Source organism: Vibrio parahaemolyticus (genome assembly GCF_900460535.1).
Lineage (GTDB): Bacteria > Pseudomonadota > Gammaproteobacteria > Enterobacterales > Vibrionaceae > Vibrio > Vibrio parahaemolyticus.
The window spans coordinates 883,497-910,081 of the sequence record NZ_UHIL01000002.1 but is presented as its reverse complement, the minus strand read 5'-3'; the positions used below and the strand labels follow the sequence as shown (position 1 = coordinate 910,081).

27 protein-coding genes are annotated in these 26,585 nt (G+C 45.7%); 9 read left to right on the top strand and 18 right to left on the bottom strand.

What is annotated here, in order from left to right:
* Positions 1-4: 4 nt before the first annotated feature.
* Positions 5-343: a YggL 50S ribosome-binding family protein gene (locus tag DYB02_RS21115; protein WP_005459294.1), complete on the top strand. Its 339-nt coding sequence runs from the start codon at positions 5-7 to the stop codon at positions 341-343.
* 615 nt (positions 344-958) lie between these two features.
* On the opposite strand, the gene DYB02_RS21110 is transcribed toward DYB02_RS21115, so the two are convergent.
* A complete protein-coding gene (locus DYB02_RS21110; protein ID WP_021484466.1) occupies positions 959-1,825 on the bottom strand; it encodes a helix-turn-helix domain-containing protein in 867 nt (288 codons plus the stop codon).
* Between the two features lie 168 nt (positions 1,826-1,993).
* Here DYB02_RS21110 and DYB02_RS21105 point away from each other — a divergent pair, with 168 nt between their 5' ends.
* From DYB02_RS21105 to DYB02_RS21085, 4 genes are all read left to right on the top strand, one after another.
* Positions 1,994-2,239, top strand: a complete 246-nt coding sequence (locus DYB02_RS21105; protein WP_024701580.1) for a hypothetical protein — start codon at positions 1,994-1,996, stop codon at positions 2,237-2,239.
* A gap of 536 nt (positions 2,240-2,775) precedes the next feature.
* A complete protein-coding gene (locus tag DYB02_RS21100; RefSeq protein WP_020841706.1) occupies positions 2,776-3,666 on the top strand; it encodes a LysR family transcriptional regulator in 891 nt (296 codons plus the stop codon).
* A gap of 470 nt (positions 3,667-4,136) precedes the next feature.
* Positions 4,137-5,042, top strand: coding sequence for a 30S ribosomal protein S6--L-glutamate ligase (gene rimK / locus DYB02_RS21090; RefSeq protein ID WP_005459235.1), 906 nt, complete (start codon positions 4,137-4,139; stop codon positions 5,040-5,042).
* Between the two features lie 65 nt (positions 5,043-5,107).
* Positions 5,108-5,536 (top strand): ATP-dependent zinc protease family protein, encoded by a 429-nt coding sequence (locus tag DYB02_RS21085; protein WP_005459284.1) that lies wholly within the window; start codon positions 5,108-5,110, stop codon positions 5,534-5,536.
* 66 nt (positions 5,537-5,602) lie between these two features.
* On the opposite strand, the gene DYB02_RS21080 is transcribed toward DYB02_RS21085, so the two are convergent.
* Positions 5,603-6,328, bottom strand: coding sequence for an MBL fold metallo-hydrolase (locus DYB02_RS21080; protein WP_021450327.1), 726 nt, complete (start codon positions 6,326-6,328; stop codon positions 5,603-5,605).
* Between the two features lie 323 nt (positions 6,329-6,651).
* Between DYB02_RS21080 and speA the strand changes: the two genes are divergently transcribed.
* From speA to DYB02_RS21060, 4 genes are all read left to right on the top strand, one after another.
* Positions 6,652-8,562: an arginine decarboxylase gene (gene speA / locus DYB02_RS21075; RefSeq protein ID WP_021451067.1), complete on the top strand. Its 1,911-nt coding sequence runs from the start codon at positions 6,652-6,654 to the stop codon at positions 8,560-8,562.
* Between the two features lies 1 nt (position 8,563).
* Entirely contained in the window at positions 8,564-9,484 is a 921-nt protein-coding gene (gene speB, locus DYB02_RS21070; RefSeq protein WP_005393578.1) for an agmatinase, read from the top strand.
* A gap of 412 nt (positions 9,485-9,896) precedes the next feature.
* Positions 9,897-11,102 carry a multidrug efflux MFS transporter EmrD gene (emrD, locus tag DYB02_RS21065; protein WP_029806165.1) on the top strand — a complete coding sequence of 402 codons (1,206 nt, stop codon included), beginning with the start codon at positions 9,897-9,899 and terminating at the stop codon, positions 11,100-11,102.
* A gap of 326 nt (positions 11,103-11,428) precedes the next feature.
* Positions 11,429-13,594 carry a S9 family peptidase gene (locus tag DYB02_RS21060; protein WP_025605095.1) on the top strand — a complete coding sequence of 722 codons (2,166 nt, stop codon included), beginning with the start codon at positions 11,429-11,431 and terminating at the stop codon, positions 13,592-13,594.
* 208 nt (positions 13,595-13,802) lie between these two features.
* Here DYB02_RS21060 and DYB02_RS21055 read toward each other — a convergent pair whose 3' ends face one another.
* The 16 genes from DYB02_RS21055 to DYB02_RS20980 all read right to left on the bottom strand — a co-directional run bounded on the left by DYB02_RS21055 (position 13,803) and on the right by DYB02_RS20980 (position 26,550).
* Complete coding sequence (locus DYB02_RS21055; protein ID WP_005459338.1) at positions 13,803-14,852, bottom strand: porin; 1,050 nt, start codon at positions 14,850-14,852, stop codon at positions 13,803-13,805.
* 215 nt (positions 14,853-15,067) lie between these two features.
* Positions 15,068-15,937, bottom strand: coding sequence for a TroA family protein (locus DYB02_RS21050; RefSeq protein WP_029804472.1), 870 nt, complete (start codon positions 15,935-15,937; stop codon positions 15,068-15,070).
* 35 nt (positions 15,938-15,972) lie between these two features.
* On the bottom strand, positions 15,973-16,848 hold the full coding sequence (locus DYB02_RS21045; protein ID WP_005479618.1) for a metal ABC transporter permease: 876 nt from the start codon (positions 16,846-16,848) through the stop codon (positions 15,973-15,975).
* Entirely contained in the window at positions 16,848-17,582 is a 735-nt protein-coding gene (locus DYB02_RS21040) for a metal ABC transporter ATP-binding protein (RefSeq protein ID WP_021821266.1), read from the bottom strand. The genes DYB02_RS21045 and DYB02_RS21040 overlap by 1 nt, the downstream gene beginning before the upstream one ends.
* On the bottom strand, positions 17,582-18,508 hold the full coding sequence (locus DYB02_RS21035; protein WP_015312818.1) for a metal ABC transporter substrate-binding protein: 927 nt from the start codon (positions 18,506-18,508) through the stop codon (positions 17,582-17,584). The genes DYB02_RS21040 and DYB02_RS21035 overlap by 1 nt, the downstream gene beginning before the upstream one ends.
* Before the next feature lie 22 nt (positions 18,509-18,530).
* A complete protein-coding gene (locus DYB02_RS21030; protein ID WP_029804474.1) occupies positions 18,531-19,085 on the bottom strand; it encodes a DUF6162 family protein in 555 nt (184 codons plus the stop codon).
* A complete protein-coding gene (locus DYB02_RS21025) occupies positions 19,082-19,402 on the bottom strand; it encodes a hypothetical protein (RefSeq protein WP_005497843.1) in 321 nt (106 codons plus the stop codon). The genes DYB02_RS21030 and DYB02_RS21025 overlap by 4 nt, the downstream gene beginning before the upstream one ends.
* 42 nt (positions 19,403-19,444) lie before the next feature.
* Positions 19,445-20,275 (bottom strand): DUF4198 domain-containing protein, encoded by an 831-nt coding sequence (locus tag DYB02_RS21020; protein ID WP_025499814.1) that lies wholly within the window; start codon positions 20,273-20,275, stop codon positions 19,445-19,447.
* A gap of 15 nt (positions 20,276-20,290) precedes the next feature.
* A complete protein-coding gene (locus tag DYB02_RS21015) occupies positions 20,291-20,830 on the bottom strand; it encodes a DUF2271 domain-containing protein (RefSeq protein ID WP_005479631.1) in 540 nt (179 codons plus the stop codon).
* A 23-nt stretch (positions 20,831-20,853) separates the two neighbouring features.
* On the bottom strand, positions 20,854-21,483 hold the full coding sequence (locus DYB02_RS21010; protein WP_005459339.1) for a PepSY-associated TM helix domain-containing protein: 630 nt from the start codon (positions 21,481-21,483) through the stop codon (positions 20,854-20,856).
* Positions 21,484-21,670: 187 nt separating this feature from the next.
* Positions 21,671-22,843, bottom strand: coding sequence for a tetratricopeptide repeat protein (locus DYB02_RS21005; protein WP_029804477.1), 1,173 nt, complete (start codon positions 22,841-22,843; stop codon positions 21,671-21,673).
* Positions 22,840-23,460 (bottom strand): energy transducer TonB, encoded by a 621-nt coding sequence (locus DYB02_RS21000; protein ID WP_005484262.1) that lies wholly within the window; start codon positions 23,458-23,460, stop codon positions 22,840-22,842. The genes DYB02_RS21005 and DYB02_RS21000 overlap by 4 nt, the downstream gene beginning before the upstream one ends.
* On the bottom strand, positions 23,460-23,864 hold the full coding sequence (locus DYB02_RS20995) for an ExbD/TolR family protein (protein WP_005459364.1): 405 nt from the start codon (positions 23,862-23,864) through the stop codon (positions 23,460-23,462). Before DYB02_RS20995 ends, DYB02_RS21000 begins: the two co-directional genes overlap by 1 nt.
* Positions 23,861-24,415, bottom strand: a complete 555-nt coding sequence (locus DYB02_RS20990) for a MotA/TolQ/ExbB proton channel family protein (RefSeq protein ID WP_005497833.1) — start codon at positions 24,413-24,415, stop codon at positions 23,861-23,863. Before DYB02_RS20990 ends, DYB02_RS20995 begins: the two co-directional genes overlap by 4 nt.
* Complete coding sequence (locus DYB02_RS20985) at positions 24,415-25,782, bottom strand: MotA/TolQ/ExbB proton channel family protein (RefSeq protein WP_029804478.1); 1,368 nt, start codon at positions 25,780-25,782, stop codon at positions 24,415-24,417. The genes DYB02_RS20990 and DYB02_RS20985 overlap by 1 nt, the downstream gene beginning before the upstream one ends.
* Positions 25,783-26,550 (bottom strand): DUF3450 domain-containing protein, encoded by a 768-nt coding sequence (locus DYB02_RS20980; RefSeq protein WP_029798432.1) that lies wholly within the window; start codon positions 26,548-26,550, stop codon positions 25,783-25,785.
* Positions 26,551-26,585 lie beyond the last annotated feature (35 nt).

Genomic DNA, 26,585 nt, shown 5'->3' with positions numbered 1-26,585 from the left:
AATCATGAAATTAGACAAAATCGATAACAAGAACCGTCGTATCCGTAAAAAGCTGTTCTTAGGTGAGTTCGCAATCCTAGGTTTCGAGATCAGCTGTGAAACAGACATCAACGACTTCGACCGTTACGATGCATTCGTTGATGACTTTATCGACTACATTGATACTCTAGGTCTATGCTTTGGCGGCGGCGGTCTGGAGCTATTTGAAGGCTTCCTATGTTCTACAGAACGTTACGGTAGCGCGACAGAAGAGCAAAAAGCACAAGTCGTTGCTTGGTTAGAAGCTCGTCCAGAAGTGAAAAGCGCGAAAGCTGGCGACTTGCTTGACGCAAACTACCTGTAATAGCAGGCAAGCAAATACGTTAGAGAAAGCTGGTCTTCGGACTGGCTTTTTTTATGGGTGATGAAACTGAATTTAAAATTAGATTTGAAGTGTTGGTGGTGTTTGGAGCTGGCAATGCGTAGAGAACGTTTGAATTCTATTGCCAGCTCAAGGACTTCGAGTATGGTTAACTATGATTTCTTAGCTGTTGCTTCTTTCGTATCTTTCCAGTACTGGATGCGAACACGATGTAGCTGAGCTCTTCTCATTTTTTTCATAGTAATCTCCCTCATCTTCTATAAGTAACGCTCTTTATGAGCTTATTGTCTAAGGTTTTTTATCCCCTTCAATCTATAAGGGAACCAATTATTTAACCGTGACTCATTTCACAACATAATGATAAAAACGGTTCTATTGCAGCCATTTTTGACACCTAAAACCGATTATTACCTTCCTGACACGGTCAAATTACTCACGAGATATGACAGAAAAATGGCAATCAAGTTCCCTAAATTAACTGTCATTGAATCTTAATAATGATTCCTGAAAAACTTTGCAAGTAATATACCAATTGCATATCAATTTCCGTCGAGTAACTCTTTTCACGTTCTGACTGGCAGTTGCATACCATTCCCATTAAGGCTGAATTCGCTGCTGATAATGCTGGCGGTACTCGCGTGGTGTAAGTCCTTTGTACGTTTTAAAATGGCGATTAAACAGAGCTTGATTACGATATCCGACTCGCTCAAACACAATCCCAATCGGCAACGACGTAGATTGCAGCAAATCTGCGGCATGATTGATCCGCAATTTCATTAGACGTTGGCTAAACGGCTCTTTAAAGTGCTTTTGAAACAATCTTGTGACCGCACTTTCACTCAGCGATAAGTAGTTCGCCAAGTCTGCGAGTGTCACCTTAGTTGCAAAGTGCTGTTCGAGATACGCGTTAACACTTGCCACGCGCTCTCTTTCCTGTAGCTCGTGTTCACTCATCGATAAGTACGAGTGAGTCATCAGTGTTTTCGCTCCTTCATCGTGAGCAATCAGAGACAAAACATGGAGAAATCTCGATAGTTGCTCCATTGCAGGAAACGTCATGAGCTCATGCAGAAGATCCACAACGTGCTGAGCTGTCCGTTCAGAAAACACCACACCTTTATTGGCCGCCTTTAAAAGCGGGTCAAGCTTTCTAAGCTCTGCGCAATAGAACATCAAATTGGCAATCCACTCACGCTTAAACCAAATCACATGAGTCTCGCACTTGCTTTCGACCAATGTGGAGTGAATTGAATGAGGCACACCAGGCGCGATCAATAGCATTTGGTTGTGAGTCACTTCTAATTCGTGATGACCAATATGCAAACTGCCAGTGAAGTGTCGATGGATGACCAACTCAAACACATCATCGTGAAAATGGAGGTCGTACTCTTTCTCTACCTCATCAATGCGACGATAGCGCCAAGAAAAACCTGGTCTCTGCGGTACTTTTTCGATGTGCGCCATTGGCTACTCCACAAGATAGTATTGTTTCACGCTCAAATAATATCAGTATTGCCGGCATAATCTTCATCACGCCGAAATAGTATTGATATTAAACGGCATACTATCAACTTGGTGTTGTCCCTCTCCTTATTCTTGCCTCGTAAAGACAAGATAACTAAGGAAGCTTTTATGAGCCACTTCACTATCAAGCTACGCCAAATCCTGCACAAGACACGCGATGAATGGGCAAAATTCGCTATCAGAGAAATGGAAATCTCACCTAACACCATCGCCAAATTTTATGGCTACAAATCGAGTTGTGATCTTGAGCAAATTCTTAAACAAGATGAAAACGACGCCAATTCGGACATTTGCTCGACACCTTGTGCGAGATCTCTCACAAGCGATGTAAGCAAAACGACCATTTTTGACTAAGATAAAATCAAAAAATGTATATAACCAATTGAAAATTAAAACTTATAGTATTTTTCATAATATTCGCTGCCAAAGTTTTTTTACCTAGCTGATTGAGAGTAATCAGCAAAACATCAATACTGATTGTGTCGACAGGATGTTGGCGGGAACAGGAAAAAAGCCTAATGGACTAGGTATCTTCAGGATGAAGATTTGGTAGCTTAGGATGAGTTATCAGCAAGGATGTAGTTAAGCTCTAGGATAGAGTTCGCCCGTCAGGATGATAGGCAAGAATGGACACCGCTAGGAAGGCGATGAACAAGGAACTCGGTTAAAGGACTTAGCCACAATCAAGGATAGATGCAGGGAGCACCTATTAGTAGCTGGATTGCTGCGAAAGAGAATAAGCCCCGTCTGGGAAACCAGGCGGGGTTTTATTTTGTTTGCTATTTACCATTCGCGAACCACCCCAATTCACTTCAGCCGATTTATTTCGGGCAGTGCCATGCTATTATTTTCTCAACGTCTCTTAGCAAGCCCACAGCACATCACGCACTATGCTTAATCCCGTTTGGTTACACACGTTTAAGACTCTGGTCGAAGTCGGCCACTTTACGCAAACCGCAGAAAAGCTCTACATGACTCAACCCGGTGTTAGCCAACACATCAAGAAGTTAGAGCAAAGTTGTCAGCATGCCCTGATCAAACGTGAGAACAAAAGTTTCGAGCTCACCGAACAAGGTCGTATGGTTTACGCCTATGCGCTGGAGCTAGAGGAACGCGAAAAAAGCTTACTAGAAGAACTCAGCTTTGATGATGCCTATTCTGGCCATTGTAAACTCGCTTGTTCCGGTGCGTTGGCGCTCATGCTTTACGGCCCGCTATTAGAACAACAAACGCAATATCCTAGTTTGTCCATCCACTTAGAAGCCGCGCCAAACCAATCTATTCTTAATGGTATCTCTGAAGGCCGTATTGATATCGGCATCGTGACTGACGCTCCAAACAAAAGCCTCTTCCAAAGCGAACGAATCGGTCGAGAAGCGCTGTGCTTGATCCTTCCCCACGCATATAAAGCCGAGCCCTTAACGCCTGAGATCTTGCAAAAATGCGGTGTTATTGGCCATCCCGATGCCGAGCACTATATGACGTTGTTTTTTGACCAATGTGCAGAGCCACAATTAAAAGAGATAAAAATGAGTGACATGCCGCTTTCGGGCTTCGTCAATCAATTAAGCCAAATATTATTGCCAGTTAGCAAAGGATTGGGATTTACGGTGTTGCCTCAAAGTGCAGTAGAAAGCTTTCCAAATAGAGAAGAATTGCACGTCGCGCAGCTAAAACAAACCGTTTATGAAGATTTGTATTTAGTCAAAAAACGGGGGCGCACATTACCGCTGCGCTATACCACAATAAAAGAGGTGTTATCAGGCATCATTGGGAAATAAGCGTCTTTCGTAAAGAAAGTGGGGGTGCATTGGTTAAGACCACCTTTTGTATAAGTTTCGTAAAATTTATAGCGGCTAAAAAAACGTTTCTGCTGTGATTTTTGTTCCAATAACTCCAATATGCATGGCCTTGCGCAAGTAAATCCGAGCGTTTTTTGCGCGAATTTCAAACTCAATGCCCATGATTTTTTCACTGGTTTTCTTCGCTAAACTATTGACACACAATCGCTGTAAGGCGCGATAAATCGACAAATAATTTTTGTCGTAACGAATGCTTTTTTTCGTTTTAAACTTGTAACAAAAAAACCTAAGGTGCGCACCTCTGACGACGTGGTTGTTCAACCACACTTCTAAATCGTTGAAGTAAGTAGGTTATGTCATACCATGATCACCTGCCTACTACATTCTATACTCTATACTTATATTTTAATTTTAATTTTAATTTGGTACTGACTTACTAAGGAATTGCCATGCGTATTGCTATTCTCTCTCGTAATGAGAATTTATATTCAACCATGCGCCTAAAACAGGCGGGTGAAGAGCGTGGGCATCAAATCGATGTTATCGACACTCTGCACTGTTATATGGACATTACGAGCAACAACCCTATGATCCGCTATAAGGGTGAAGAATTGCCGCAATACGATGCTGTTATTCCACGTATCGGTGCATCCATCACTTTCTACGGCACTGCTGTTGTGCGTCAGTTTGAAATGATGGGCACATTTTGTGTCAACGAATCTGTAGCGATCAGCCGCTCTCGTGACAAATTGCGTTCATTGCAATTGCTATCACGTAAAGGCATCGGTTTGCCGCGTACTGGCTTTGCTCACCACCCTGACAACATTCAGGACGTGATCAAAAACGTTGGTGGCGCACCTCTAGTCATTAAATTGCTAGAAGGTACTCAAGGCATCGGTGTTGTACTTGCTGAAACAAATAAAGCGGCAGAAAGCGTGATCGAAGCATTCATGGGTTTGAAAGCAAACATCATGGTGCAAGAGTTTATCGAAGAAGCAAAAGGCGCGGACATCCGCTGTTTTGTTGTCGGTAACAAAGTTATTGCTGCAATGAAGCGCCAAGCAAAAGAAGGCGAATTCCGTTCGAACCTTCACCGTGGCGGTTCTGCGCAACTCGTACGCTTAAGCAAAGAAGAACGCGCAACCGCTGTAAATGCAGCGAAAGTGATGGGCTTGAACCTTTGTGGTGTGGATATCCTTCAATCTAAAAATGGTCCTGTGGTGATGGAAGTGAACTCTTCACCTGGCCTAGAAGGCATCGAACTAGCAACAGGTAAAGACGTTGCTGGTATGATCTTCGATTTTATCGAGAAAAACGCTAAGCCAAATTCAAACCGTACTCGCGGTAAAGGTTGATTTTTGTTTAACGCACAAGAGAGCCAAAATCCGGCTCTCTTGTTACTCGTCGCTAGGATGACACTATGAATCAGAAAATGATCATTGGGAATGCCGAAGCTATTTGCTTGCCAGAGTTAGGGATTACTCACCTTGAAGCGCGTATTGATACGGGCGCACAAACATCTTCATTGCATGTAGATAACATTGATTGCTTTGAAAAAGATGGTCAGTCTTACGTTGCATTCGATCTACACCCGGATGTTTATCACTTAGAACAAGTGGTTCGCTGCACAGCGAAGCTAAAGGCAAACCGCAAGGTTAAGTCTTCGAACGGTACTTTTGAGCACCGCTGCGTAATCACCACGATGCTGCGCTTGGGTGACCAAGAATGGCCAATCGACATTACGCTGACTAACCGTGAAAAAATGACTTACATGATGTTGTTAGGTCGTCAGGGTATGGCAGACAAAGTGCTGGTAGACCCTAGCCAATCTCACTTATTGGCGTCTTAACCCCGTAGCTTCAGATGAGTGATCGAACGTTTTTGTTGAGCATCACTCGTCTGGCTTTGCCTTCATCTACTTCCTACGAAATAGCGCAAACAACAATCCCCTCGCTTTAACTTTTGTCACTCGCCAATGGGTCATCGGCTTAGTCGGCGCAGTATGCAGAATGTGCTGATACGCTTTCTCATCAAAAGTCACCTCTCCCCCATGTGCCAAAAGCAAACATTGCGGATTCATTTCAAACACGCGCTTTAACGATTGGCGATATTGGTTTGGATGAAATATGGGAAACGGCGCAATAAGATGCTTCTTAACCTGCACCATCAAATCCGCCACATACAATACATCTTGTTCAGAATGATAAACCGACAGATCTCTATCGGTATGTCCCTGCGTTTCTAGTACCTGCCAGTCATCAAACCCCGGAATACACTCACCATCGATGAGTTCGATATCGGGCTTTAACTTGCGCGAATACCACAGGTTTCGCTTTGGTTTACGCATCCGGTTCGCCATCCAACGCGCTAACATCAAATCGGTTAAATGCATTAACCAACCATCTACACCGTCATACCACTGGCTTTCTCGCTTTGCGGCTAACACTTTGCATCCGGTCAAATCACGCAGCTTGTGCGCGCCACCAGCGTGGTCTGGATGCATATGAGTCACAACGACCAACTTTAGGTCAGAAAAAGGGCGATGGAGTTGATGTTCAATAAAATCTTTAAGGTGAGGAATGTCTGCTCGACTTGCACCATCAAGCAACATTAATTTATCGGGATATTCGGCGAGATACATGGTCTGAATGTATCCCTGAATTCTGTGCAGCTGCAAAATATGTCCTTATTTGAGTGAGATTTTTCATGACCGCTTCCTTGCTGGTCAGACCAACTATAACAGCAGAATCGACGCTCCGGTAAACAAATGTTCACACCCAACGACGACAACAAATCATAATCGAGATGATAGATTTTAATCATTAGACTCAGAGGCACTTTTATCCGTTAATGCGCGCACACGGAGTTCGTGTCAGGGTATGAGGTTAATACCTCATGATTTGCTTTTTTGTACTTTTCCTTCTAATTAATTAAGGACTTAAGTACATTTTTGTGAGAATCGAGTTGGAAAAAGCAACTAAATTAGACCGCATCCGCGCGGACTACAACGTTCACTACTGGAGCCAAGGTTTCTACGGTATTGATGACCAAGGCGAGGTTTACGTATCACCTCGTAGTGATCGTGCACATCAAATCCCTTTCAGTGCCATTGTAAATGAGCTAGAAGCGCAGCAGTTAAATCTGCCTGTATTAGTGCGCTTCCCGCAAATCGTGCACCAACGTGTGCATGGAATTTGCCACGCTTTCAACCAAGCAATTGAAGAATACCAATATCCAAACAAATACCTGTTGGTGTACCCAATTAAAGTAAACCAACAACGTGAAGTGGTGGATGAAATTCTAGCGAGCCAAGCTCAACTAGAAACCAAACAGCTTGGTCTTGAAGCGGGTAGCAAGCCAGAATTGTTGGCAGTACTTGCATTGGCTCAACAAGGCAGCTCCGTGATCGTGTGTAACGGCTACAAAGACCGTGAGTATGTGCGTCTTGCACTGATCGGTGAAAAGCTAGGCCACAAAGTATTCATCGTACTAGAGAAGCTTTCTGAGCTGGATCTGGTGCTAGAAGAAGCGAAAAGCTTGGGCGTAAAACCGCGCCTTGGTTTGCGCATTCGCCTCGCCTCTCAAGGTGCAGGGAAATGGCAAGCAAGTGGCGGTGAAAAATCGAAGTTTGGTTTGTCTGCATCGCAAGTGCTTAGCGTTATTGAACGTCTGAAACGCGAAGGCAGCCTAGATGCAATGCAATTGGTTCACTTCCACCTTGGCTCACAGATGGCAAACATCCGTGACGTACGTAATGGTGTGAACGAATCTGCTCGTTTCTACTGCGAACTACGCGCACTGGGTGCAAACATCGAATACTTCGATGTGGGCGGCGGTTTGGCAGTCGACTACGACGGCACACGCAGCCAATCATCGAACTCGATGAACTACGGCCTTGCAGAGTACGCACGTAATATCGTCAACACAGTGGGCGATGTGTGTCAGCAATACGAACAACCAATGCCAGTGATCATTTCTGAATCCGGACGTTCACTGACAGCACACCACGCTGTATTGATTTCGAACGTAATTGGTACCGAAACATACCAACCGGAAGAAGTGCATGAACTGGGCGTAGATGCACCACTTTTGCTACAAAACATGTGGCGAAACTGGGAAAACTTACAAGATGGTACAGACGCTCGTGCGTTAATTGAGATCTACAACGATACCCAAAGTGATTTGGCAGAGGTACACTCTCAATTCGCAACTGGCGTGCTTAACTTGGAGCAACGTGCGTGGGCAGAACAACTGTCACTGCGTATTTACTTCGAACTAAGCCGCAAGATGAGCACTAAGAATCGCTTCCACCGTCCGATTCTGGACGAGTTGAGCGAACGTCTTGCAGATAAGTTCTTCGTGAACTTTTCTCTCTTCCAATCTCTACCAGATGCTTGGGGTATTGATCAGGTGTTCCCTGTTCTGCCACTTTCTGGTCTTGGCGATGCGGAAGAGCGTCGTGCTGTGATGTTGGACATCACATGTGACTCTGATGGCGCGATCGATCACTACGTTGATGGTCAAGGCATCGAGAGCACGCTACCTGTACCAGCTTGGAGCAAAGACAAACCGTACCTAATGGGCTTTTTCCTAGTAGGCGCATACCAAGAAATCCTTGGTGATATGCACAACCTATTTGGTGATACCCACAGTGCAGTAGTCAATGTTGATGAACACGGTCAATTTGAGATCAGTTACATCAATGAAGGTGATAGTGTAGAAGACATGATGCGCTACGTTCATATCGACGTGGATGCGATTCGTGACAATTACAAACAATTGGTTTCCCAACGAGTTGAAGCCAATGAACAAGCACAAATCCTAGCAGAACTAGAACAAGGTCTAGCGGGATACACCTATTTAGAGGACTTCTGATATGAATGATTTGTTTACTAAAACCGATTATTCGCTTTACTCCAACTCTATGTCGTTTTTACGTCTACCGTACATTCGTAATCCGGTATCGGCAGACGCAGACGTTGTGGTGCTAGGGGTTCCTCTGGACATGGCTACATCTGGTCGTCCAGGCGCACGCATGGGTCCAGATGCAATTCGCCGTGCCTCAGTCAACTTGGCATGGGAAGGTAAGAAGTTCCCTTGGGACTTCAACGTATTGGATAAACTAAAAGTGATCGACGCGGGCGACCTTGTGTTCGATTGCGGTGATGCGGAAGATTTCACTTACCGTCTAGAGGCGGCAACCAGTGAAATTCTAAAAAGCGGCAAAACCATGTTGGGATTGGGCGGTGACCACTTCATCACACTGCCTATCCTACGTGCTTACGCAAAGCATCATGGCCAAATGGCTTTGATTCACTTTGACGCTCATACGGATACCTACGCAAATGGCAGTTCATACGACCACGGTACGATGTTCTACCATGCGCCGAAAGAAGGTTTGATCTCAGCGAAGAACTCAGTACAAATCGGTATTCGTACTGAGTACAAACAGCAAGATCACGGCTTCAATGTGATTAATGCGATGCAAGCGAATGACATGTCGGTGAACGAGATCTTAGAAGAGATTCGTCGCACCGTCGCAGACAAGCCAGTGTATGTTACTTTTGACATCGACTGCTTGGATCCAGCCTTTGCACCGGGAACAGGTACACCAGTTTGTGGTGGCTTGAACTCAGACAAAGCGCTGAAAATTATTCGTGGATTAGCCGGCATGAATATCGTGGGTATGGATGTTGTAGAAGTATCGCCTCCATACGACCACAGCGATGTTACCGCACTAGCGGGAGCAACCATTGCGCTAGAAATGCTTTACGCATACGCATCTGGCCGCGAATAAACATAATCATTTCTAAGGGAGCTTCGGCTCCCTTTTTCTTTATCACGGCTTTTTAAGCCTTTTCCTCACCTAGGATTCGCTTTTTCCCACACTAAAGATTTGCACTTTCTCATCTACTGTTTTTATCAGTAGAACCAATGATCTAGCAAGAACCATATGTCGAATCGACATAGAAACCTCCCCTGAATTGAGAAAATGGCATCATGCGTTTACCCCCACAAAATAAGGATTAGTTTTTCTAATCCAAATCATAGATTTTTATCTTGCTCAAGTTCACACTTTTAGATTGCTAATTGTATAGGCAAGCACTAATATCTCGCGCAAATAACCCCGTAACACCAGCGATAAATTGGCACTTCGACTTGGAGAGCTAAGGGTTTTTACGTCTTAAATTTTTTGGAGAGATACGCAAATGTCTGCCTCGTTTCCATTAGCGAAACTTACCTTTTTAATCGCAATATTGACTGCCGTGGGTCAAATGACCCAGACAATGTACGTGCCTTCAATCGGTCATATGGCGGGTGAGTTTTTGGTATCTGCGTCATCACTTCAAGCAGTGATGGCTTGTTACCTGATCCCATATGGCTTGTCTCAATTTGCGTACGGCACGCTATCAGACCGCTTAGGTCGTAAACCGATCATCATCGTCGGTCTACTTATCTACATCATAGGTACTTTGGTGGCGCTATTTGCACATCAATTTGAGTGGTTCTTGGCTGGTAGCTTCATTCAAGGTTTGGGGATCGGTTGTGGCGGCGCGATGTCACGAACTCTAACTCGCGACTGCTTTGAAGGTGCTGAGCTGCATCGTGCAAACAGCTTGATCAGCATGTGCGTGATTTTCTCACCACTAATGGCACCAGTACTTGGCGGCTACCTAACAGAAGCATTTGGTTGGCGCTCTAGCTACCTATTTCTAGCCCTCTTCGGCATCGCGGTGGTGATTACCATGATGACCAGCATGATGGAGACTCTGCCAAAAGAGAAACGCAAGTTCGAACCAGTGGCAAAAAGCTACAAGCACGTTCTGTCTGACCGCCGCTTCCAAGGTTTTTTAATCTGCCTAGTTGCGACGTTTGCTGGCGTAGGTGTGTTCGAAGCAGCTGCTGGGGTATTACTAGGTGGTGTATTGGCATTACCAGCCACTACCGTAAGTTTGCTGTTCATCTTGCCGATCCCGGGCTACTTAGTGGGAGCAGGTTTGTCTAGCTATATCGCGCAGCGTCGCTCTGAGCGTCGTGCGTTAAACGTTGGCTTGGTGTCGATCTTTATCGGTTCAGCCGTCGTATTAATCCCAGGCTTGTTTGGCGTAACAACTGCACTGACGTTAATAGGTGGCGCAACTATTTATTTCCTAGGTGCGGGCATTCTGTTCCCTGCGGCAACAACAGGCGCAATTGCTCCGTTCCCTTACCACGCAGGGACAGCTGGTGCGACTCTGGGTGGCATGCAGAACTTGGGCGCAGGTATTGCAACCTTGCTTGCATCACTATTTCCAACACATAACCAAATGCCGCTTGGTGTTTTGATGATGGCAATGTCAATTGTCGCGATGCTTGGCCTATTGTGGGTACACAGAGCACACGATCACTCAAACGAAATGCCACAAGTCATTTAACCGCCATTTCAATCTGACCAAAGCATTGAAAAGGGACACACGAAATAGTGTGTCCCTTTTTTCATATCACACTCCCTCTATTTATTGATGAGAATGATTTAACTTTAGAAGTGATATTTGTTAAAAATAACAGTTGCTTACACAATGCGTTTTCAAGCCAACAGGTCACAACAATGAGCCGTTCAGAAATGGGGAGAGTATTCACTTCTCGAACCACATTTCTGCTCTCTAAAACAAAAGCGTGACCAGCCTGAAAACTCTCAATGAAACCAAAGTCCATACCCTCAGGATGAGGCAACTTAGGTATAAAATATAAGGATTAACAGATGCGTTTCACTTTAACTACGTTGGCCGTATCGGTCGCGCTTATCGCCGGATGCAGCAATCAAGGAACTCCAACCATGACTCAATATTCCCAATCACAGATCGTTGCTCAGCAAACTCAAGCCCCGGTTGCAAAAAAAATCCCTCACGCGATGACCAATCATGGTGATACTCGCGTTGATAACTACTACTGGATGCGTGACGACGAGCGTAAAGATCCAGAAATTTTGCAGCACCTAGAGCAAGAAAATCAGTATGCGGAAACCGTTCTCAAGCACACTGAAGCTCTTCAAAATGAGCTATTTGAAGAAATTAAAGGTCGCATAGCAAAAGACGACAATTCCGTTCCTGTGCGTAAAGGAAACTACTTCTACTCAAGTGAAGTTACCGGAGATAACGAATACGAAGTTCATCTTCGAGCAAAAGATTTTGCTGGTAAAGACAAACAAGTCATCTTAGATGTCAATGAACTTGCGAAAGAGCATGAATTTTTCAGTATTGGTGGCCTGTACGTCAGCCCGAATGAAAACTTATTGGCGTATGGCGAAGACACATTAAGCCGCCGTGTTTACACCATTAAGATTAAAGATCTGACCACAGGTAATTACTTACAAGATGAAATTGAAGGGGCGTCAAGCGCTGTCGCATGGCAGAACGACAACAACGCGTTCTATTACATCAAAAAAGATCCACAAACCTTGCTAGGCTATCAAGTTTATCGTCACGTATTGGGCACACCACAAAGCAGCGATGAGCTGATTTTTGAAGAAACCGACAGCGCCTATTACACCTCACTAAGCAAAAGCAAAGATGGTGACGAGGTTTACATTTGGCATTCGAGTACAGAGACCAGCGGCGTCTCCATCATCGATGCGAACAATCCTAAAGCGAAGGCGGAACCGTTCTACCCTCGTGAAGATGGCATTGAATACAGCATTTCCAAGCTAGACAATTGGTATTACATTTATACCAACTATCAAGCCGTCAACTTCCGTTTGATGAAAGTTAAGCAAGAGGAGATGCACGATCGTTCTAAATGGCAAGATGTGATTGCCGCAGACGACAATACTCAACTTGTTGACTTCGAGCTATTCGATGACCACCTCGTCTATGAGCAGCGCTCTAACGGTCTAGCGAGCGTCACTGTGCGTCAGCTTTCAACAGGAAAAGAATTCCCGCTCACATTTAATGACGATGCGTTCGCGGCATACTTAACAGGCAACTTCGAACTGGATAACAAAAAAGTTCGCATTTACTACAGTAGCTTGACTACTCCAGGAACCTACTACGACTTCGATCTGAAAACGGGCGAATCTGAAATCATGAAGCAGACACCTGTATTGGGTGACTTTGATGCGGATAACTACCAATCAGAGCGCATCATGATCAAAGCACGTGATGGAAAAGAGGTCCCTGTGTCACTGGTGTATCGTAAGGACTTGTTTAAGAAAGATGGTACAAATCCGCTTTACCAATACGGTTACGGCTCTTACGGTGCGACCATCGAACCAACGTTCGGCTCTACACGACTAAGTCTGTTGGACCGTGGTTTTGTATTTGCAATCGCTCACATTCGCGGTTCTGAAATGCTAGGCCGACCTTGGTATGAAGATGGTAAAAAACTCACCAAACAGAATACCTTCAACGACTTTATTGATGTGACTAAAGGTTTGGTTGAGCAAGGCTACGGCGCGAAAGACAAAGTCTTCGCCGTTGGTGGGTCTGCTGGCGGTTTATTGATGGGTGCCATTATTAATCAAGCCCCTGAGTTGTATCGCGGTATTGGCGCACATGTTCCATTTGTCGATGTTGTTACAACGATGCTTGATGAATCGATTCCACTCACCACGAATGAGTATGATGAATGGGGTAACCCGAACAACAAAACATACTATGACTACATGTTGAGTTATTCGCCTTACGACAATGTCAAAGCGCAAAACTACCCGAACATGTTGGTGACAACAGGCTTACACGACTCTCAAGTGCAGTACTTTGAACCGATGAAGTGGGTAGCCAAGCTTCGTGAAATGAAAACCGACGATAACGTCTTGTTGTTCAAAACCGATATGGAAGCAGGACACGGCGGCGCATCTGGCCGATTCAAACGTTTGAAAGAAGATGCACTGGAATACGCGTTCTTCCTCGACTTGCTCGATAAAAAATAAGCATATACACACCACTCATAAAAATGCCCGCACACTGCGGGCATTTTTGTTTGGACACATTCTCGAAGCAGAGAAGCAATTTAAGCCTAAACCTCATTCCACCTGCTTAGGGGGAAATCACCACCAAAGCGGAAAGAAAAACGCCTACTCACAACGAGTAGGCGTTAACACAATAAATGTGTTTAGGCAGTAGAAACTGTCCTATTTATTAGAAGTAGTAACGAGCGCCTAGAGTCCAGTAATCGTTCTCTTCGTTGTTGTAGTCATTACCTAGGTCGAATTGGTAACCAACGAAAGTAACGAACGAAGGAGTCACTGAGTACTCAGCTTGTAGTGCTGTTTCGCTCTTAACTGTCTTGTTGTCTTTGTCGTCTTCTACGCCTTCGTAGTTAACGCTGAACGTCCAGTTATTTACGCCGTACGCCAATAGACCTTCAAGCTGAGATGTCTCTTCACGCATCTCGTAGAAGTAATCGTTCATGCCGTAAACAACAGCTGCGTATAGACCAGAACCGTACTCACCGTAATTTACAGAGAATAGGTGTGATTCAGCTGACTTAGTACCTAAAGAAGAGATCTCAACATCACCGCCGCTGTATACGTAACCAATGCCGAAGCCCGCAACAGAGCCACTTAGTGCGATTTGACCACGTTGGTCATACTTGTTTCCCTTAGAAACATACTCAGGAAGGCCAGTGCTCGGGTTTTGTACAAGTGACAACCCTGTGTCATCGTTTTCACCCTGCCAACCTAGGCCAAGGTTGAAAGCAAAACCTTCACCGAATTGGAAACTTTTACGATAGCTGATCATTTTCTCAGCACGACCAGTACCCAGATTATTATGATTGTCGTATAAGAAATCGTTAGCAAACGCGATTGGCAAATCCGCTACGCCCGCAACATCATAATAAGGTGCCCACTGAGTACCAGCAACAACACGACCAAGCTGCTCATGGGTTGCACCAATGTAACCCAAACGAGTAGAGAAAGATTGCTCTCCACCTTTAAGGTAGTTAAGAGCCCACTCACCTTTCGCATCTACAGTAACACCGTTGCCAATGTCCTTTTTACCCGCCACGTTGATACGCGGAGACACTTGGTGAACTTTCACTTCATCTTCGAAATACTCACCCACGCCAACAGAAACGTGACCGCCAATCGATAAAGATGTACCATCGCTGTTATAAACTTCTGCTGCGAAGGCCTGTGAACCACATGCTAGTGCCGCCACTGCAACGGCTAGAGTTTTCATTTTCATTGTTAACATCCGTATAGTTGTTTGTACCGGTTCGTTTCAAAACAGAATAAAACTGAATCGTTCGCAACGAACAGATAACAAAGTAGTAATGAAATATAAATGAAACAAACACTTTCTTATGCAACTGGTGTTATTTGTACTCAATTCTTGATCTACGCCCCAAAAAAATAGGGAACTTTTCATTCCCTATCATTACTTCTGTGGCATTTTACGTGTTACATCTTCCACCGTGCGAGTGGCTTCTCAGTTTTGATACCCTTACTGCCCCAGCGGTCAATATTATCAATTTGCAGTATGCGATCCGGTGATACCAAAGAAGTTAAGGTTTTTGATGGTTTTTTATCCGTCACCAACCATAGTGTTTTATCTTGTTCAAACTGAGCTTTTAAAGATAGTTTGTCTTTTTCACTCCATTCTAACTCTGGTTTGAACTGACGTTTGACGACAAAAAGTTGGTTTCCTGAAGCAAAATCTTCTAGTGATTCACTCATCAACACGATTGAATCGATCTCTTTTTCAAATATCACTGCTTGTTGTTGGTTAATCAACTCACGCACGCTAAGCATTAATGCTTGTTGGTTACTTTGGATTTGCTCTTGGAACTGTGGATACAACTTTTGCAGATCGTCACCGACAATCGCTGTCATACGAATTAAATTACTGGGGTTCAACCAAACGTATTTAGATGTGGCTCCATCTTCCAGCTTTAAGGCCGCAACGCCTTGAGCTCTAGGGGAAATCGCTTGTGATGCATCAATTTCGATCAAACGAATGTTGCCTTGTCGTGCGTAGACATACGTCGGGTCCTGGTCCCAAATGGCTCTCATGGTAATAGCCACGGTTGCGCTCTTTCCTGCCTCTGAAACTTGGTTTGCACCTTTAGTGGCAAACCAATTCGCCACGCGTTCAATGCCATAGCGTTTAGGAGGCAGATATGTGGTTTCCACGCCCGTTCCTTTCATCAGTTGCTCTGACAGCATGTAAGTCACAAGGGTACTGGTCAAAATATCTTTGGCCATCGCCAATGATGACAATGTACTCACCGCCATCAATCCTAAACCTAAAGTAAGAGTTTTCATTTTCATGTCGAGATACTTAAGTTGGGTAGGTAAAAGCGTTATCACGCTTTACGAATAATTCGATAAACCGTTGCAGTTAAGAAGAAAGCAGCGGAAACAATGATGATCGACGCGCCCGATGGCACCGGTAAGTCGAGCTCCATTGGCAATATGGTGCCAACCAAGCAAGCAACCGTCGCAAGCAGAGAAGAAAGCAATACAAAGCTTCCCATTCGCTTGGTGAGCAACCGAGCTGTCGCACCAGGGATCAATAACAGCGCACCCACTAACACGGCACCAATGATCTTCACTGCGGCGATCGTCACTAAAGTGATCATCATGACGAATAGGTAGTCGTAAAAGCTGGTATTGAAGCCACGCACGCGAGCAATATCTGGGCTGATACACGTGAGCAAAATGCGATTAAATGTCGGAATCAGCAGCAGCAGGATGATCAAGCAGCTCACTGCAAGCAACGTGATGTCTCTATCGGTCACCGTCAAAATCGAACCGAACAGTACGTTTTCTAGCATGTGTATGTTGATCTTACGTGCGACGTACATCAGCAACGCCGCCCCGACCGCCAGAGCTAACGCCAGAAATACACCGACCAACGTGTCATAAGGTACATTCGTGCGATTTCTCACGAAGTGCAGCAGCAACGCAAAGATCATGCAGAAGCTAAACAACCCTATGATTGGGTTTTCTGGCGGTTCACCAAGTAAAACACCAATAGCGATACCCGTCAGTGCTGCGTGGCCTACTGCTTCGGAGAAAAACGCCAAACGCTTAGCAATCACTAATGTGCCCAGCCCGCCGAGTAGCGGGCCCAAAATCAGCGCAGCGACCATCGCGTTCACCATAAAAGCGTACGCAAAGCTGTCGCTCAACCATCCAGCGTCTACACCACTCACCGCCAGTGCTCGTAACCACTCCATTACGCCGCCTCCACTTTGGTTGTGTAGTGCTTAAATAGTGTTTCAATACGATCTGGGCTCAGAACATCCGAGTGGTGTCCGGACGCCACAATCTGACGGTTAACAACGTGCACTTCTGCATCTAAGCGACGCACCGCAGTGACATCATGATGAACCGCTAACACCGTTTTGCCCTGCGCGACAACTTCATGAATCAACCCTTCAAGGTAACGCACACCTTGCTCGTCCATCCCTGTTGTAGGCTCATCCAACACCAACAAGCTTGGGTCATCTAACAAAGCCTGAGCGAACAACACTCGCTGTTGCTCACCACCAGAAAGTTGCCCCATACGACGATCTGAGCGAGCGGCCATGCCGACGCGATCTAATTGCGCCAACGCACGTTGTGTTTGTTTGGTTTTACGGCGCCAGAATAGTGGGATTCGTGTTTGGTTCAGCAACACAAAATCCATCACCGTTAGCGGTAAGCTGGCTTCAAACATCGCTTTTTGAGGAACATAACCAACGTTTCCGCCAAGCTTATTGTGAGTCTTATTCGGCCAGTGAACGGAAATATCGCCAGTAAAAGGCGTAAGTCCAAGTACGGAGCGCAACAACGAGGTTTTTCCTCCACCATTTGGACCCATGATCACATGGCACTTGCCCGGCTCGAAGGTTGTCGTGACATTTTGCAATATCACGTTGTCACCGTATTGGAGACTTAAATTATCTATCGAGATAGAAGGACCAAGCATTACGCTTTCTCCTGTGCGTGTTTGCTTGCCACGAACTTCATCGCTTCAATCAAGGTCTCAACGTTTTCGCGCATCTCAACTTCCACTTTGTTCGCTTCGTATTCCCCATGCGTCATGTGAGAAAAACGGTAGAGCTTAACTCCTGTCGCTTCTTCGATGGTATCAACAAAGCGATTTGGCATATTCAGCTCGTAAAACAACACATCAATGCCAGATCGTTTGATCTTCTCGATCGTCTCTTGCAGTTGGCTCGCGCTCGGCTCCACGCCATGAGCTGGCTCAATCACTGCGGCAACATCCACACCAAACTCTTGCAGAATGTAGCCGTATGCGTTGTGCGTTGTCGCAACCTTCATACCCGCCGTGTCCAATTCGCCCAACGACAACATGGCATCACGTTTCATCATGCGAAAAGTTTTGGCGTATTGACGCGCGTTTTTACGGTAGAAATCGGCATTTTCAGGGTCGAGCTTGCTCAACTCGCTCGCGATGGTATAAACCTTTTGAATCGTTGTTGATAGCCCAACGAACGTATGTGGATTCACCGCGCCTTGCCCGACTGATTGTCCCATTGCTGGCAATAGCGGAACTTCTTTGTTGGCTTCAATGACAACGAGATCATCGCGTTGCGACGCGTTGATCACCTTCAATGCAAAATCATCATGGCCAATACCATTCACCACAATGACATCCATTTCATTAAGACGTTTTAGATCATTCGGTTGCGGTAAGTAGTTATGAGGATTAAAGCCAGCATCCACCAGCGGCAAGATTTCCGCTTTGTCACCAACAACAGCGTGCACATAGCTGAAATAAGGCTGAAGCGTGATACCAATTTTCATTTTGTCACTCGCGAAACTGGACGTGCTAGCGACCAATAAAGCGCAAGATGCAAACATGGAACGTAAAAGCGAACGTGTGATCATAATATGTATTCTTTGAATTGAGTTAAGTGTGCGAAGGATGAGCAGAAGATGGAGAAGAGAGAATTAGCTGTTGCCACCCCTGTTGATGGCGATGGCTTTCTTCGCTCAATGTTGGGGTTGGCGTAAAACCATGGGCATCGATTAGCCAAATGTCGGCGTGGCTTTGACGACTATCTAGAATCATTGAAGCCGCCCCTTGCTCACTCTGTCTGATGCCCAAGTAGATCCCGTCACCAATGCTCTGCCATTGATGCGAACCTTTACGCTTCCAGTTTTGATCTTGAACAAAGGGAGCAATCCACAGTAACGCCATCTCTTCCGTATCTGGCCAAGTACCGGACTCTGCGTGTAAATCGCGCAGTTCTTCATGCGCCAGTTTTAGCTCGGCAATCAAACCGAGCTCTTCTTGGCGCAAGTCCGTGATTCGAATTTGATGAGAAAGCACTGCAGAATGGGGAGAATCAACTTGGTGCAGAGGCATCAAAACACTGGCGCAAGCAAGAATACCAGCGATGGTAAGTGCCACCCATTTCCCTTCTCGGCTACCGTTATCGGGACGAACTTTTTGTGTGATCATTTCTCTTTCAGCTCAACCACATCCACTTCAACTGGGCTTTCATGACCGGCATCGAAAACCAAGTAGAAATCAGTCTCTGGATGAGAAAACTCGGCAATAGAACGCTTGTCTGTTCTGACTTTGGCGATGAGGTTATCTTCGTAGTCGTACATTTCGACATCGTAATCAATCGCGGTTGAGCCATCAGAGTAGCCAGTTTCACAAATCACTTTATCTTGAGATAAATGACAACTCATTAGAGGAAAGTGAGCAGAAGCGTGAAAGGAAGAAAGTCCAGCCAATAGCAGAGCAGCTTTAAGAATAGAAGTGTTGTTCATGTTGATTCCAAAATGGCTCATCGCTTGCTGAGCCTAATTCGATTAGTTGAGTAGAGTTTCAAACGTTAGGTGTACATTCGCGCTGGTTTTGTCAGCTAATGGGTGATTGTTCAACTCACCTTTGTAGTTCGCTTTCATTAGATAGCGCCCTGCCACGTCTGGCGTAAAAGTAATTTTTCCGTCTTTATCACTCACCACGTCAATTTGCTCTTGATGGTTGCGATACAACGTACCTTCACGCGTGATCTCTGCCGTCACACCTTGTTGAGGTTTGCCATCGAAGAAGAACTGGAACGTCACCGCTTCACCTTCAATGATGTCAGATGGGTGAGTCAGCGGTTTTAGCTCTAGCAATTTGCCTTCAATTTCTAACGCTTTTTCTGTTGGTTTACCGACCGTGATGTAGCTTTCTGCGCGGGTGTAGCTTAGCTGAGTCACCACATCACGCGTTTTTTCTGGTAGCACATCAGCGCGCTCAGCTTTATTGGCTCTAACCCACTTCACAGTATCGCGGCGACCTGCTTTGTACTGGGTGTAGTAGCTCGGCTCATTGTTGATCGCAACCTTATGCGTGCCCTCTTCAACAAAGAAGAAATCGAACATCGAACGACGCTTACCGCGTATTACAAAGTTCGGACGCTCAGAGCGGCCATCCGGCATGATGACAAAAGCTTGTTCGCTACCTGCTGGCTTATCGAATACAAATGTGCCATGAGAAGCCGTCACATCGAACGTGAGCCAATCACCACCTTCTTTAGAAACGGTAAAGTGCGAAGGCAAAACCCAACGAGGATGCGCTTGTGCCGTTGTCGCTGCAGCGAATCCCATTGCCATTACGCTTGCTAACGCCACTGCTTTCATTTTGGTTTTCATTGTTGTGTCCTTCTATCACTTAACTTGGTAATTGACGGTGATGACCCCCGTCTCTTGAGTTGGTTTGAGTTGGTAGCGCACCTCACTGTCCGCTAATGTCATTTTTTGGCGCAAGTAATTGCGACCACCGTGTTCACGAACGACCTCAACATGTAAGGTATAATCACCTTGCTCAAGGCGTTCGCCTGCGTCGTTAGTACCATCCCAAACAAATCGATACTGCCCAGCAGGGCGAGTCGCAGACGTCACAGCGTCAATCAGATCGCGATCATAACGACCCACTTTTCGCCACCAGCTGCGCATGTCTTTGAGCCACTCATCCTTACCGACCCAAAGCTGAATGGTTTTAACGGATTGACGTTGTTCATCTTCAACCCACACTGCGACGTAAGGACGGGCGTACATTGAGGTATCGATCTTCGGCAATTCAAATTCAAAGTCGATTTTGGCAGCATCAGGTAAAGGCGCAGCCAAAACTGGCCATGGTGCTAAAGCCGCTACCAACGCCGCTTTGCAAAATAGGTTTTGGCGAAGTAACTTGCCTGTGTTCAACATAAGCTTTTCTCTACAACTGGCTGTTAAGGCACAGCAACAAAATAAATGACGAGCGACAGCAACGAGCCAAAGCTCATCCACTGTAGTGATGTTCTGAACGTCTTTTTCTTCGGCAATAACAGGCATACACCGGTCAGGACGAAAAACACCATCAGTAGTGCAGTGATGTCGATAAACCACTTCCAAACATCACCACTGTTACGACCTTTATGCAGATCATTCAGCAGTGCGACCGCGCCATAATTGGTGGTTTCGATATCAGCGTCGCCAGTGGTCATATCAACGAAAACCGTGGCGTTATAACCCGGCCCTTTGAAATCCAGAGAGAGCTCGCCAAGCACCAATTCACCTTGCTCCACTTCGGTGTAAACGTCCAAAGCAGATGGAGTGCCGCGTAAAGCCACTTCTTGGGTCAAAAAGTCAATGAGTGCAACGCGGTTTGGCTGGAAGCTTTCGCCGTTCAAAAACAAGGTCTGCGGCGGGATGATGATGGTGTGCTGTTGAATGATGGGTTCTTTTCGCTCAAACAGCTCAGGACGATTTAGCGTGATGCCAGTGAGCGCAAAAAATAGCGTCACCAATAAAAGAGCCATCGAAATATAGATATGTAGACGGCGCGCCCACGTTTGAACACCTTTGCTTTTAAGCAACATAGAAAACAATCATCACCAATAAATGTGGAGCATAATTTAGGTGATAATCATTCTTATTGGCATTTAATTTACATTGTTTACGTTTAGTGGAGATGAAACGATAAACACCTTCTAGAGCAAGGTAATTTAAGGCTCAAAAACAAAAAAAGACCCGAGAATGACTTCGGGTCTTTTCATTTGTTCTGCGTTAAGAGCTTTGTGTTGCTTCCGCTTTACGCCGTTGGGTTAAGTATTTCACCCAACTTTTGGCTTGATTCGATGGTTTGATTTCATTCGCACGTTTCGCATTCGCCAATGCGTCATCCAATCGATTCAACTTGTAGTAGGCTCTGGTTTTGATGAGCGCGACGTCAGCATTACGACCTTTTACCTTATCCAAAGCAGCCAATGCTTGTTGGTAGTGGCCTTCTTGAACAAGTAGCTGAGAGTAGTTCCAGTAGTATTTAGAATCCAACTTCGCGGCAATTCGCCAACTATCGATGGATTTATCCCACTCTTTTGCCATCTGCCAATAGGTCGCCTGCTGAGCTTTTAACTGGCTATCGACGTTAAGGTCTTCCAACTGCTCCATAATTAAAGCAGCACGCTCCGGGATTCCACGTTTCGCATAAAGCTGTGCCAGCAGTTTAAAATCATCTTGACTGAGCGCGACACCTTGTAGCTTGGCTAAAGCCATTGCATCTAGTGCGCGTTTACTGTCATCGACACGTAAATGCAAAGCGACGAGCTGACGCCACCACTCAACTCGTTCAGGCTCAATTGCAATCAAACGTTTGATGGTGACAATAGCAGGCTGCCACTTTTTGAGTTCCAGTTCAGACGAAAGCTTAATCGACAATGGACCGAGTTCATCTGGCTGACCAAACTTCTCGTAGCGACCCATCGCTGATAACACTTTATTCCATTGGCTCAACTGGTAATGCGATTGTGCGATGCGCAGCCAAACTTCATGAGCTTTCTGGTTTTTAGGTACGGATTTACTCAACTCGTAATAGTGCGGCAAGGCTTTAGCAAACTGTTGTTCGTTCAACAAAATATCCGCTAGCATTTTACGTGTTTGCCACGCTTGCTCATCTTGCAATAAACCGCTGCTTACCGCGAAATCCAGTTGCTTGATAGCTGGCTTAACTTGCTCATTCTGCCAATAAAAAATACCAAGCATACGAGCAACAAACGCTTGATCGTAACCACGCGATAGGTCTAACGATTCGAGAGTTGAGATCGCTTCTTTAAGCTTCTCTTCTTGAGCTAGGCTGTGCGCACGCTGCACTCTAGATGCGGTGTACTGGCTAAGCTCTTGAGCTATCGCACTGGCTGCGGTCAAACTAAGCAGCGTTGTGATTAAGAATTTCTTCATCATTTGCCTAATTTGAACTCCACTTTTGCGGTTTGTCCGAACTGCTCAATTGACACACCATTTTCAACTTTGGGTTGGTATTTCCACTTCTTCAACGCGCTAATGGCTTCTTTTTCAAACATACGCTTTGGCTCTGCATCGATCACTTCAATGTCTTTTGGACGACCTGTCGTGTCAATCGTAAAGCGCATGATCACATAGCCTTCAACCTTGCGTTTTAATGCTTTACTTGGGTAACGAGGTTCAACTTTATACAGCGGTAACGCTTGTTGATTGCCCATGGTTCCCTTTAGGTTTGGCGCATTAATCGCAATACCATCTAACGCCGTGTTTAACCCAAGCGCGCTGATCGGTGTTACTTGGCTCATCGGCTCAACTTGCGTGTTGGCTTGAGACAGCTCCATCGGCTCTGGTGCTTGAGGTGGCTCTGGCTGCTCTGGTACTGAACGTTGACGACGCTGCACATCGGCATCGTTTTCAACCATGACCATATCAAAACGCACTGCCTCAGACGGTTTTGGTGCGCGTTGATTGCCGTTATCGACCATCCACGCCATAAAGCTAAACAAACTCACGGCGATCAATAATGACGCTGGTAACGCAATTAACAGCCTACCCATTAAGGTTTCTCCGCTGCCAGTGCAATGTTCTTCACGCCAGCACCTTTAGCGGCATCCATCACTTTCACAACGGTGCCGTTGTAAGCGTGCTCATCAGCCTGAATCACTAACGATGCATCTGGCTGGTCTAGCAATAGGTGCTCAATAGACGCTTCTACGCGTTCCAGATCGACCAAGCGTTTGTCGATGTATACATCGTTTGCTGCCGTAATGGCGATGAAAATACCTGCGTCTTTTTGACTGACCACGTTCGATGCTTGAGGGCGGTTCACTTCCACGCCAGACTCTCGCACGAAAGAGCTGGTAACAATAAAGAAAATCAACATGATAAATACAATATCAAGCATCGATGTTAAATCGACTTGAGCTTCGTCTTGTTGATTTGGTCTGCGTCCGAGTCTCACTTCTGACTCCTTAAAGATTGTTCTAATTGGATCGCTTTACGTTCACATACTTTGCTTAAACGAGCATGTACAAACATGCCCGCCAATGCTGCCACCATACCTGCCATAGTAGGCAGCGTTGCTAAAGAGATGCCCGAAGCCATCAATTTTGGATCGCTGCTGCCTTGTGAGGCCATCACGTCAAAAACGGTAATCATGCCAGTGACAGTACCCAACAGACCAAGCATGGGACAAATGGCCACCAATAGCTTGATCGTCGAAAGGTTTTGGCGCAATTCGATTTGTGCCTTTGCAATCCATCCATCGCGGATTTGATGTGCATACCAAGAGTGGTGCTCTGACCGTGCCAACCACTGTTCACGAAGCTGTTTGTTTACCTTCGGAAATACCGTCGTTAAGTAAACCACTCGCTCCATAACCAGTAACCAACACACCGCTACAACGGCTGCCAACCACCATAGGATTTGGCCACCTTGCTGCATAAAGCTCATCAAGGTATTGGCCCAATCCTCACTGATCAAACCCAAAGTGTTGAGTAGGATCTGCTCCATTATGCTGCGTTCTCCGCTATCGTGTTACGGTTGCCTTTGTTGTTAGACATATCGCGCTCTGCTTGTTCAGCAACTAAGCCAATACCCTGCTTTTCTAGAATGTTGCGAATGCTCTCGGCTTGAGAACTCAGCACATTATGCGCCAGAAGCAGTGGTATTGCGGCTACCAAGCCGAGAACCGTTGTCACCAACGCCATCGAAATACCGCCCGCCATGACTTTTGGATCGCCATTACCAAACTGAGTGATCACTTGGAATGTTTCGATCATGCCCGTTACCGTACCTAGCAGACCCAACATTGGTGCCAGCGCTGCAAGCAGTTTGAGCATCGATAGTCCTTTTTCAAGGTGCGTTTGCTCATCAACCACCGCCTCAAGTAGACGCAATTCTAATGCTTCGACACTTCGATGTTTGTCGTTTTGATAAACAGAAAGAACGCGACCTAGAGGGTTATCTTCTGCTTTGGTTGGATTCTTTAGCTGCTTCGCGATTTTTTGGCGAGCAATGAAAAGAGACACACCGCGAACCAACGCGATAATCAAACCAATCGCTAATAGAACAAGGATGATCTGGCCAACTACGCCACCCGCATTTAGACGATCTTTCAGCGTTGGCGAGTTCGCTAGCTGTTCTAAAAGAATGCCACGCGATGGATCAATGACTAACGAATCCAATTCGCCGTTGGTGAATGCGCTCGCTGTCGGACCATTTTCTGGCTGACGCAAATAGCTCACTGCGTCACCACGCTGGCCGTTCCATTTCACATAGCCATTGTCATCAAGTAGTGCCATTGCGCCAAGACGAACACCGTTGACTGTCTGTTCTTTACCTTCTCCATCGAGCAAAGTGAAAGAGACCTTCGCCAGTTCGCCACTTGCGGTAACTTGCTCTTCCATACTGCGCCACATCGCTTGCAACTGCTTCAACGTCGGTAGAGACTTCGCCGCGACAATAGCTTCAATGTCTTTTTGATATGAGTTGGCATCTACGCCTGTCACTGCGTGTTTCAGTTCTGACTCAAGCTCTTTCGCGTTTTGACGAACAACACCAAATAGTTCGCCTAGGCTGCCCGTTTCTAAGCGCAATTTTTCTTCTAGCTGAGCCAGTTCCGCTTCATTTTCACTAAACGTGACGCTTAATGTATCAGCTTCGGCTTGAAGGGCTGCACGCTCAGCAACAAGCTTGTTTTTAATTGCTTGCAGCTCTTGTTCGGTTTTCTTGAAACCCGATTCACGTGACGCATTGTGCGTTTGCTGCTGACGATTTTCTTGCTGCGCTTTTTGCAACAACGTATCACTCGCGAACGTCGTGTGAGGCATCATCGCCGCGGTTGAGATAAGAGCAACCGATAGCCATTTCTTGATCATTTACTTGCCCTCCGCAACCGTTAGTGACACTGGCAGAGTTAACATACTCGGTGCAATTTGTTTGTTTGCCATAGCAAACGCCTTATCTAGCTCGGTCTTTTGTTCCGAACCAACAGGCTGCCAGGCTTGTTGCTGTTGCGACCAACTCCAGAATTTGTCACCAGACAGGCTACGCGCAACCAAAGATACACGGCCCAAGTAAAGGACATCAGCTTCCACTTTTTCGTTAGCATCTAGTTTAATTTTGCCTTGGTAGATACCAAGCTTGGTGCCGTAGTCCATTTCAATTTGGTAGGCTTCTAGGATTCGACGGAATTTCTCTGCGTCGGCAACATCAGCTCGCGTCATCAGATCATCAAGCTTCGCAATGCGTTCTTCACGCTGAGCTTTACGAATAGGTTTGTCGCTGGCCACTATACGCTTGAGTCCTTCAAGCATGTGATACATCAATGGCACGACACCCTGACGAGTTTGAGCAATCTGCTCAATTTGCTCGTTCAAACTGTTCACTTCTTGATGTTGGCTTTCGACCAAACTTGAAAGATGATCACGATAAATCTTCAAGTTGCTGACTTCTTCCTGAAGCTGTTCGATTTCCGCTTCCAGCGTCAGAGACTTTTCTGCGCTTGCATCAATACGTTTTTGGCTAACCGCTGATGCTTGGTTAGTTTTACTCTGCACTGCTTGTGCATCGTTTAAATTCGCCGCCTGAGCAGGAATCAAAACGGATGAGATCAACAGAGCGATACTTGATTTCATTAGATTCATACGAGTTTAAATGCTATTTCCTAAAAACGACTAAA

Excerpts from the sequence above, each read along its gene's own strand:
- emrD (WP_029806165.1), top strand. The coding sequence starts at position 9,897 with ATGTCTGCCTCGTTTCCATTAGCGAAACTTACCTTTTTAATCGCAATA.
- DYB02_RS21105 (WP_024701580.1), top strand. The coding sequence starts at position 1,994 with ATGAGCCACTTCACTATCAAGCTACGCCAAATCCTGCACAAGACACGC.
- DYB02_RS21035 (WP_015312818.1), bottom strand. The coding sequence starts at position 18,508 with ATGATCACACGTTCGCTTTTACGTTCCATGTTTGCATCTTGCGCTTTA.
- DYB02_RS21015 (WP_005479631.1), bottom strand. The coding sequence starts at position 20,830 with ATGTTGAACACAGGCAAGTTACTTCGCCAAAACCTATTTTGCAAAGCG.
- DYB02_RS21060 (WP_025605095.1), top strand. The coding sequence starts at position 11,429 with ATGCGTTTCACTTTAACTACGTTGGCCGTATCGGTCGCGCTTATCGCC.
- DYB02_RS21010 (WP_005459339.1), bottom strand. The coding sequence starts at position 21,483 with ATGTTGCTTAAAAGCAAAGGTGTTCAAACGTGGGCGCGCCGTCTACAT.
- speB (WP_005393578.1), top strand. The coding sequence starts at position 8,564 with ATGAATGATTTGTTTACTAAAACCGATTATTCGCTTTACTCCAACTCT.
- DYB02_RS20985 (WP_029804478.1), bottom strand. The coding sequence starts at position 25,782 with ATGATCAAGAAATGGCTATCGGTTGCTCTTATCTCAACCGCGGCGATG.
- DYB02_RS20980 (WP_029798432.1), bottom strand. The coding sequence starts at position 26,550 with ATGAATCTAATGAAATCAAGTATCGCTCTGTTGATCTCATCCGTTTTG.
- DYB02_RS21030 (WP_029804474.1), bottom strand. The coding sequence starts at position 19,085 with ATGATCACACAAAAAGTTCGTCCCGATAACGGTAGCCGAGAAGGGAAA.
- DYB02_RS21110 (WP_021484466.1), bottom strand. The coding sequence starts at position 1,825 with ATGGCGCACATCGAAAAAGTACCGCAGAGACCAGGTTTTTCTTGGCGC.
- rimK (WP_005459235.1), top strand. The coding sequence starts at position 4,137 with ATGCGTATTGCTATTCTCTCTCGTAATGAGAATTTATATTCAACCATG.
- DYB02_RS21050 (WP_029804472.1), bottom strand. The coding sequence starts at position 15,937 with ATGAAAATGAAAACTCTTACTTTAGGTTTAGGATTGATGGCGGTGAGT.
- DYB02_RS21045 (WP_005479618.1), bottom strand. The coding sequence starts at position 16,848 with ATGGAGTGGTTACGAGCACTGGCGGTGAGTGGTGTAGACGCTGGATGG.
- DYB02_RS21085 (WP_005459284.1), top strand. The coding sequence starts at position 5,108 with ATGAATCAGAAAATGATCATTGGGAATGCCGAAGCTATTTGCTTGCCA.
- DYB02_RS21025 (WP_005497843.1), bottom strand. The coding sequence starts at position 19,402 with ATGAACAACACTTCTATTCTTAAAGCTGCTCTGCTATTGGCTGGACTT.
- DYB02_RS20990 (WP_005497833.1), bottom strand. The coding sequence starts at position 24,415 with ATGGAGCAGATCCTACTCAACACTTTGGGTTTGATCAGTGAGGATTGG.
- DYB02_RS21000 (WP_005484262.1), bottom strand. The coding sequence starts at position 23,460 with ATGGGTAGGCTGTTAATTGCGTTACCAGCGTCATTATTGATCGCCGTG.
- DYB02_RS21040 (WP_021821266.1), bottom strand. The coding sequence starts at position 17,582 with ATGCTTGGTCCTTCTATCTCGATAGATAATTTAAGTCTCCAATACGGT.
- DYB02_RS21115 (WP_005459294.1), top strand. The coding sequence starts at position 5 with ATGAAATTAGACAAAATCGATAACAAGAACCGTCGTATCCGTAAAAAG.
- DYB02_RS21055 (WP_005459338.1), bottom strand. The coding sequence starts at position 14,852 with ATGAAAATGAAAACTCTAGCCGTTGCAGTGGCGGCACTAGCATGTGGT.
- DYB02_RS21080 (WP_021450327.1), bottom strand. The coding sequence starts at position 6,328 with ATGTATCTCGCCGAATATCCCGATAAATTAATGTTGCTTGATGGTGCA.
- DYB02_RS21005 (WP_029804477.1), bottom strand. The coding sequence starts at position 22,843 with ATGATGAAGAAATTCTTAATCACAACGCTGCTTAGTTTGACCGCAGCC.
- DYB02_RS21100 (WP_020841706.1), top strand. The coding sequence starts at position 2,776 with ATGCTTAATCCCGTTTGGTTACACACGTTTAAGACTCTGGTCGAAGTC.
- DYB02_RS21020 (WP_025499814.1), bottom strand. The coding sequence starts at position 20,275 with ATGAAAACCAAAATGAAAGCAGTGGCGTTAGCAAGCGTAATGGCAATG.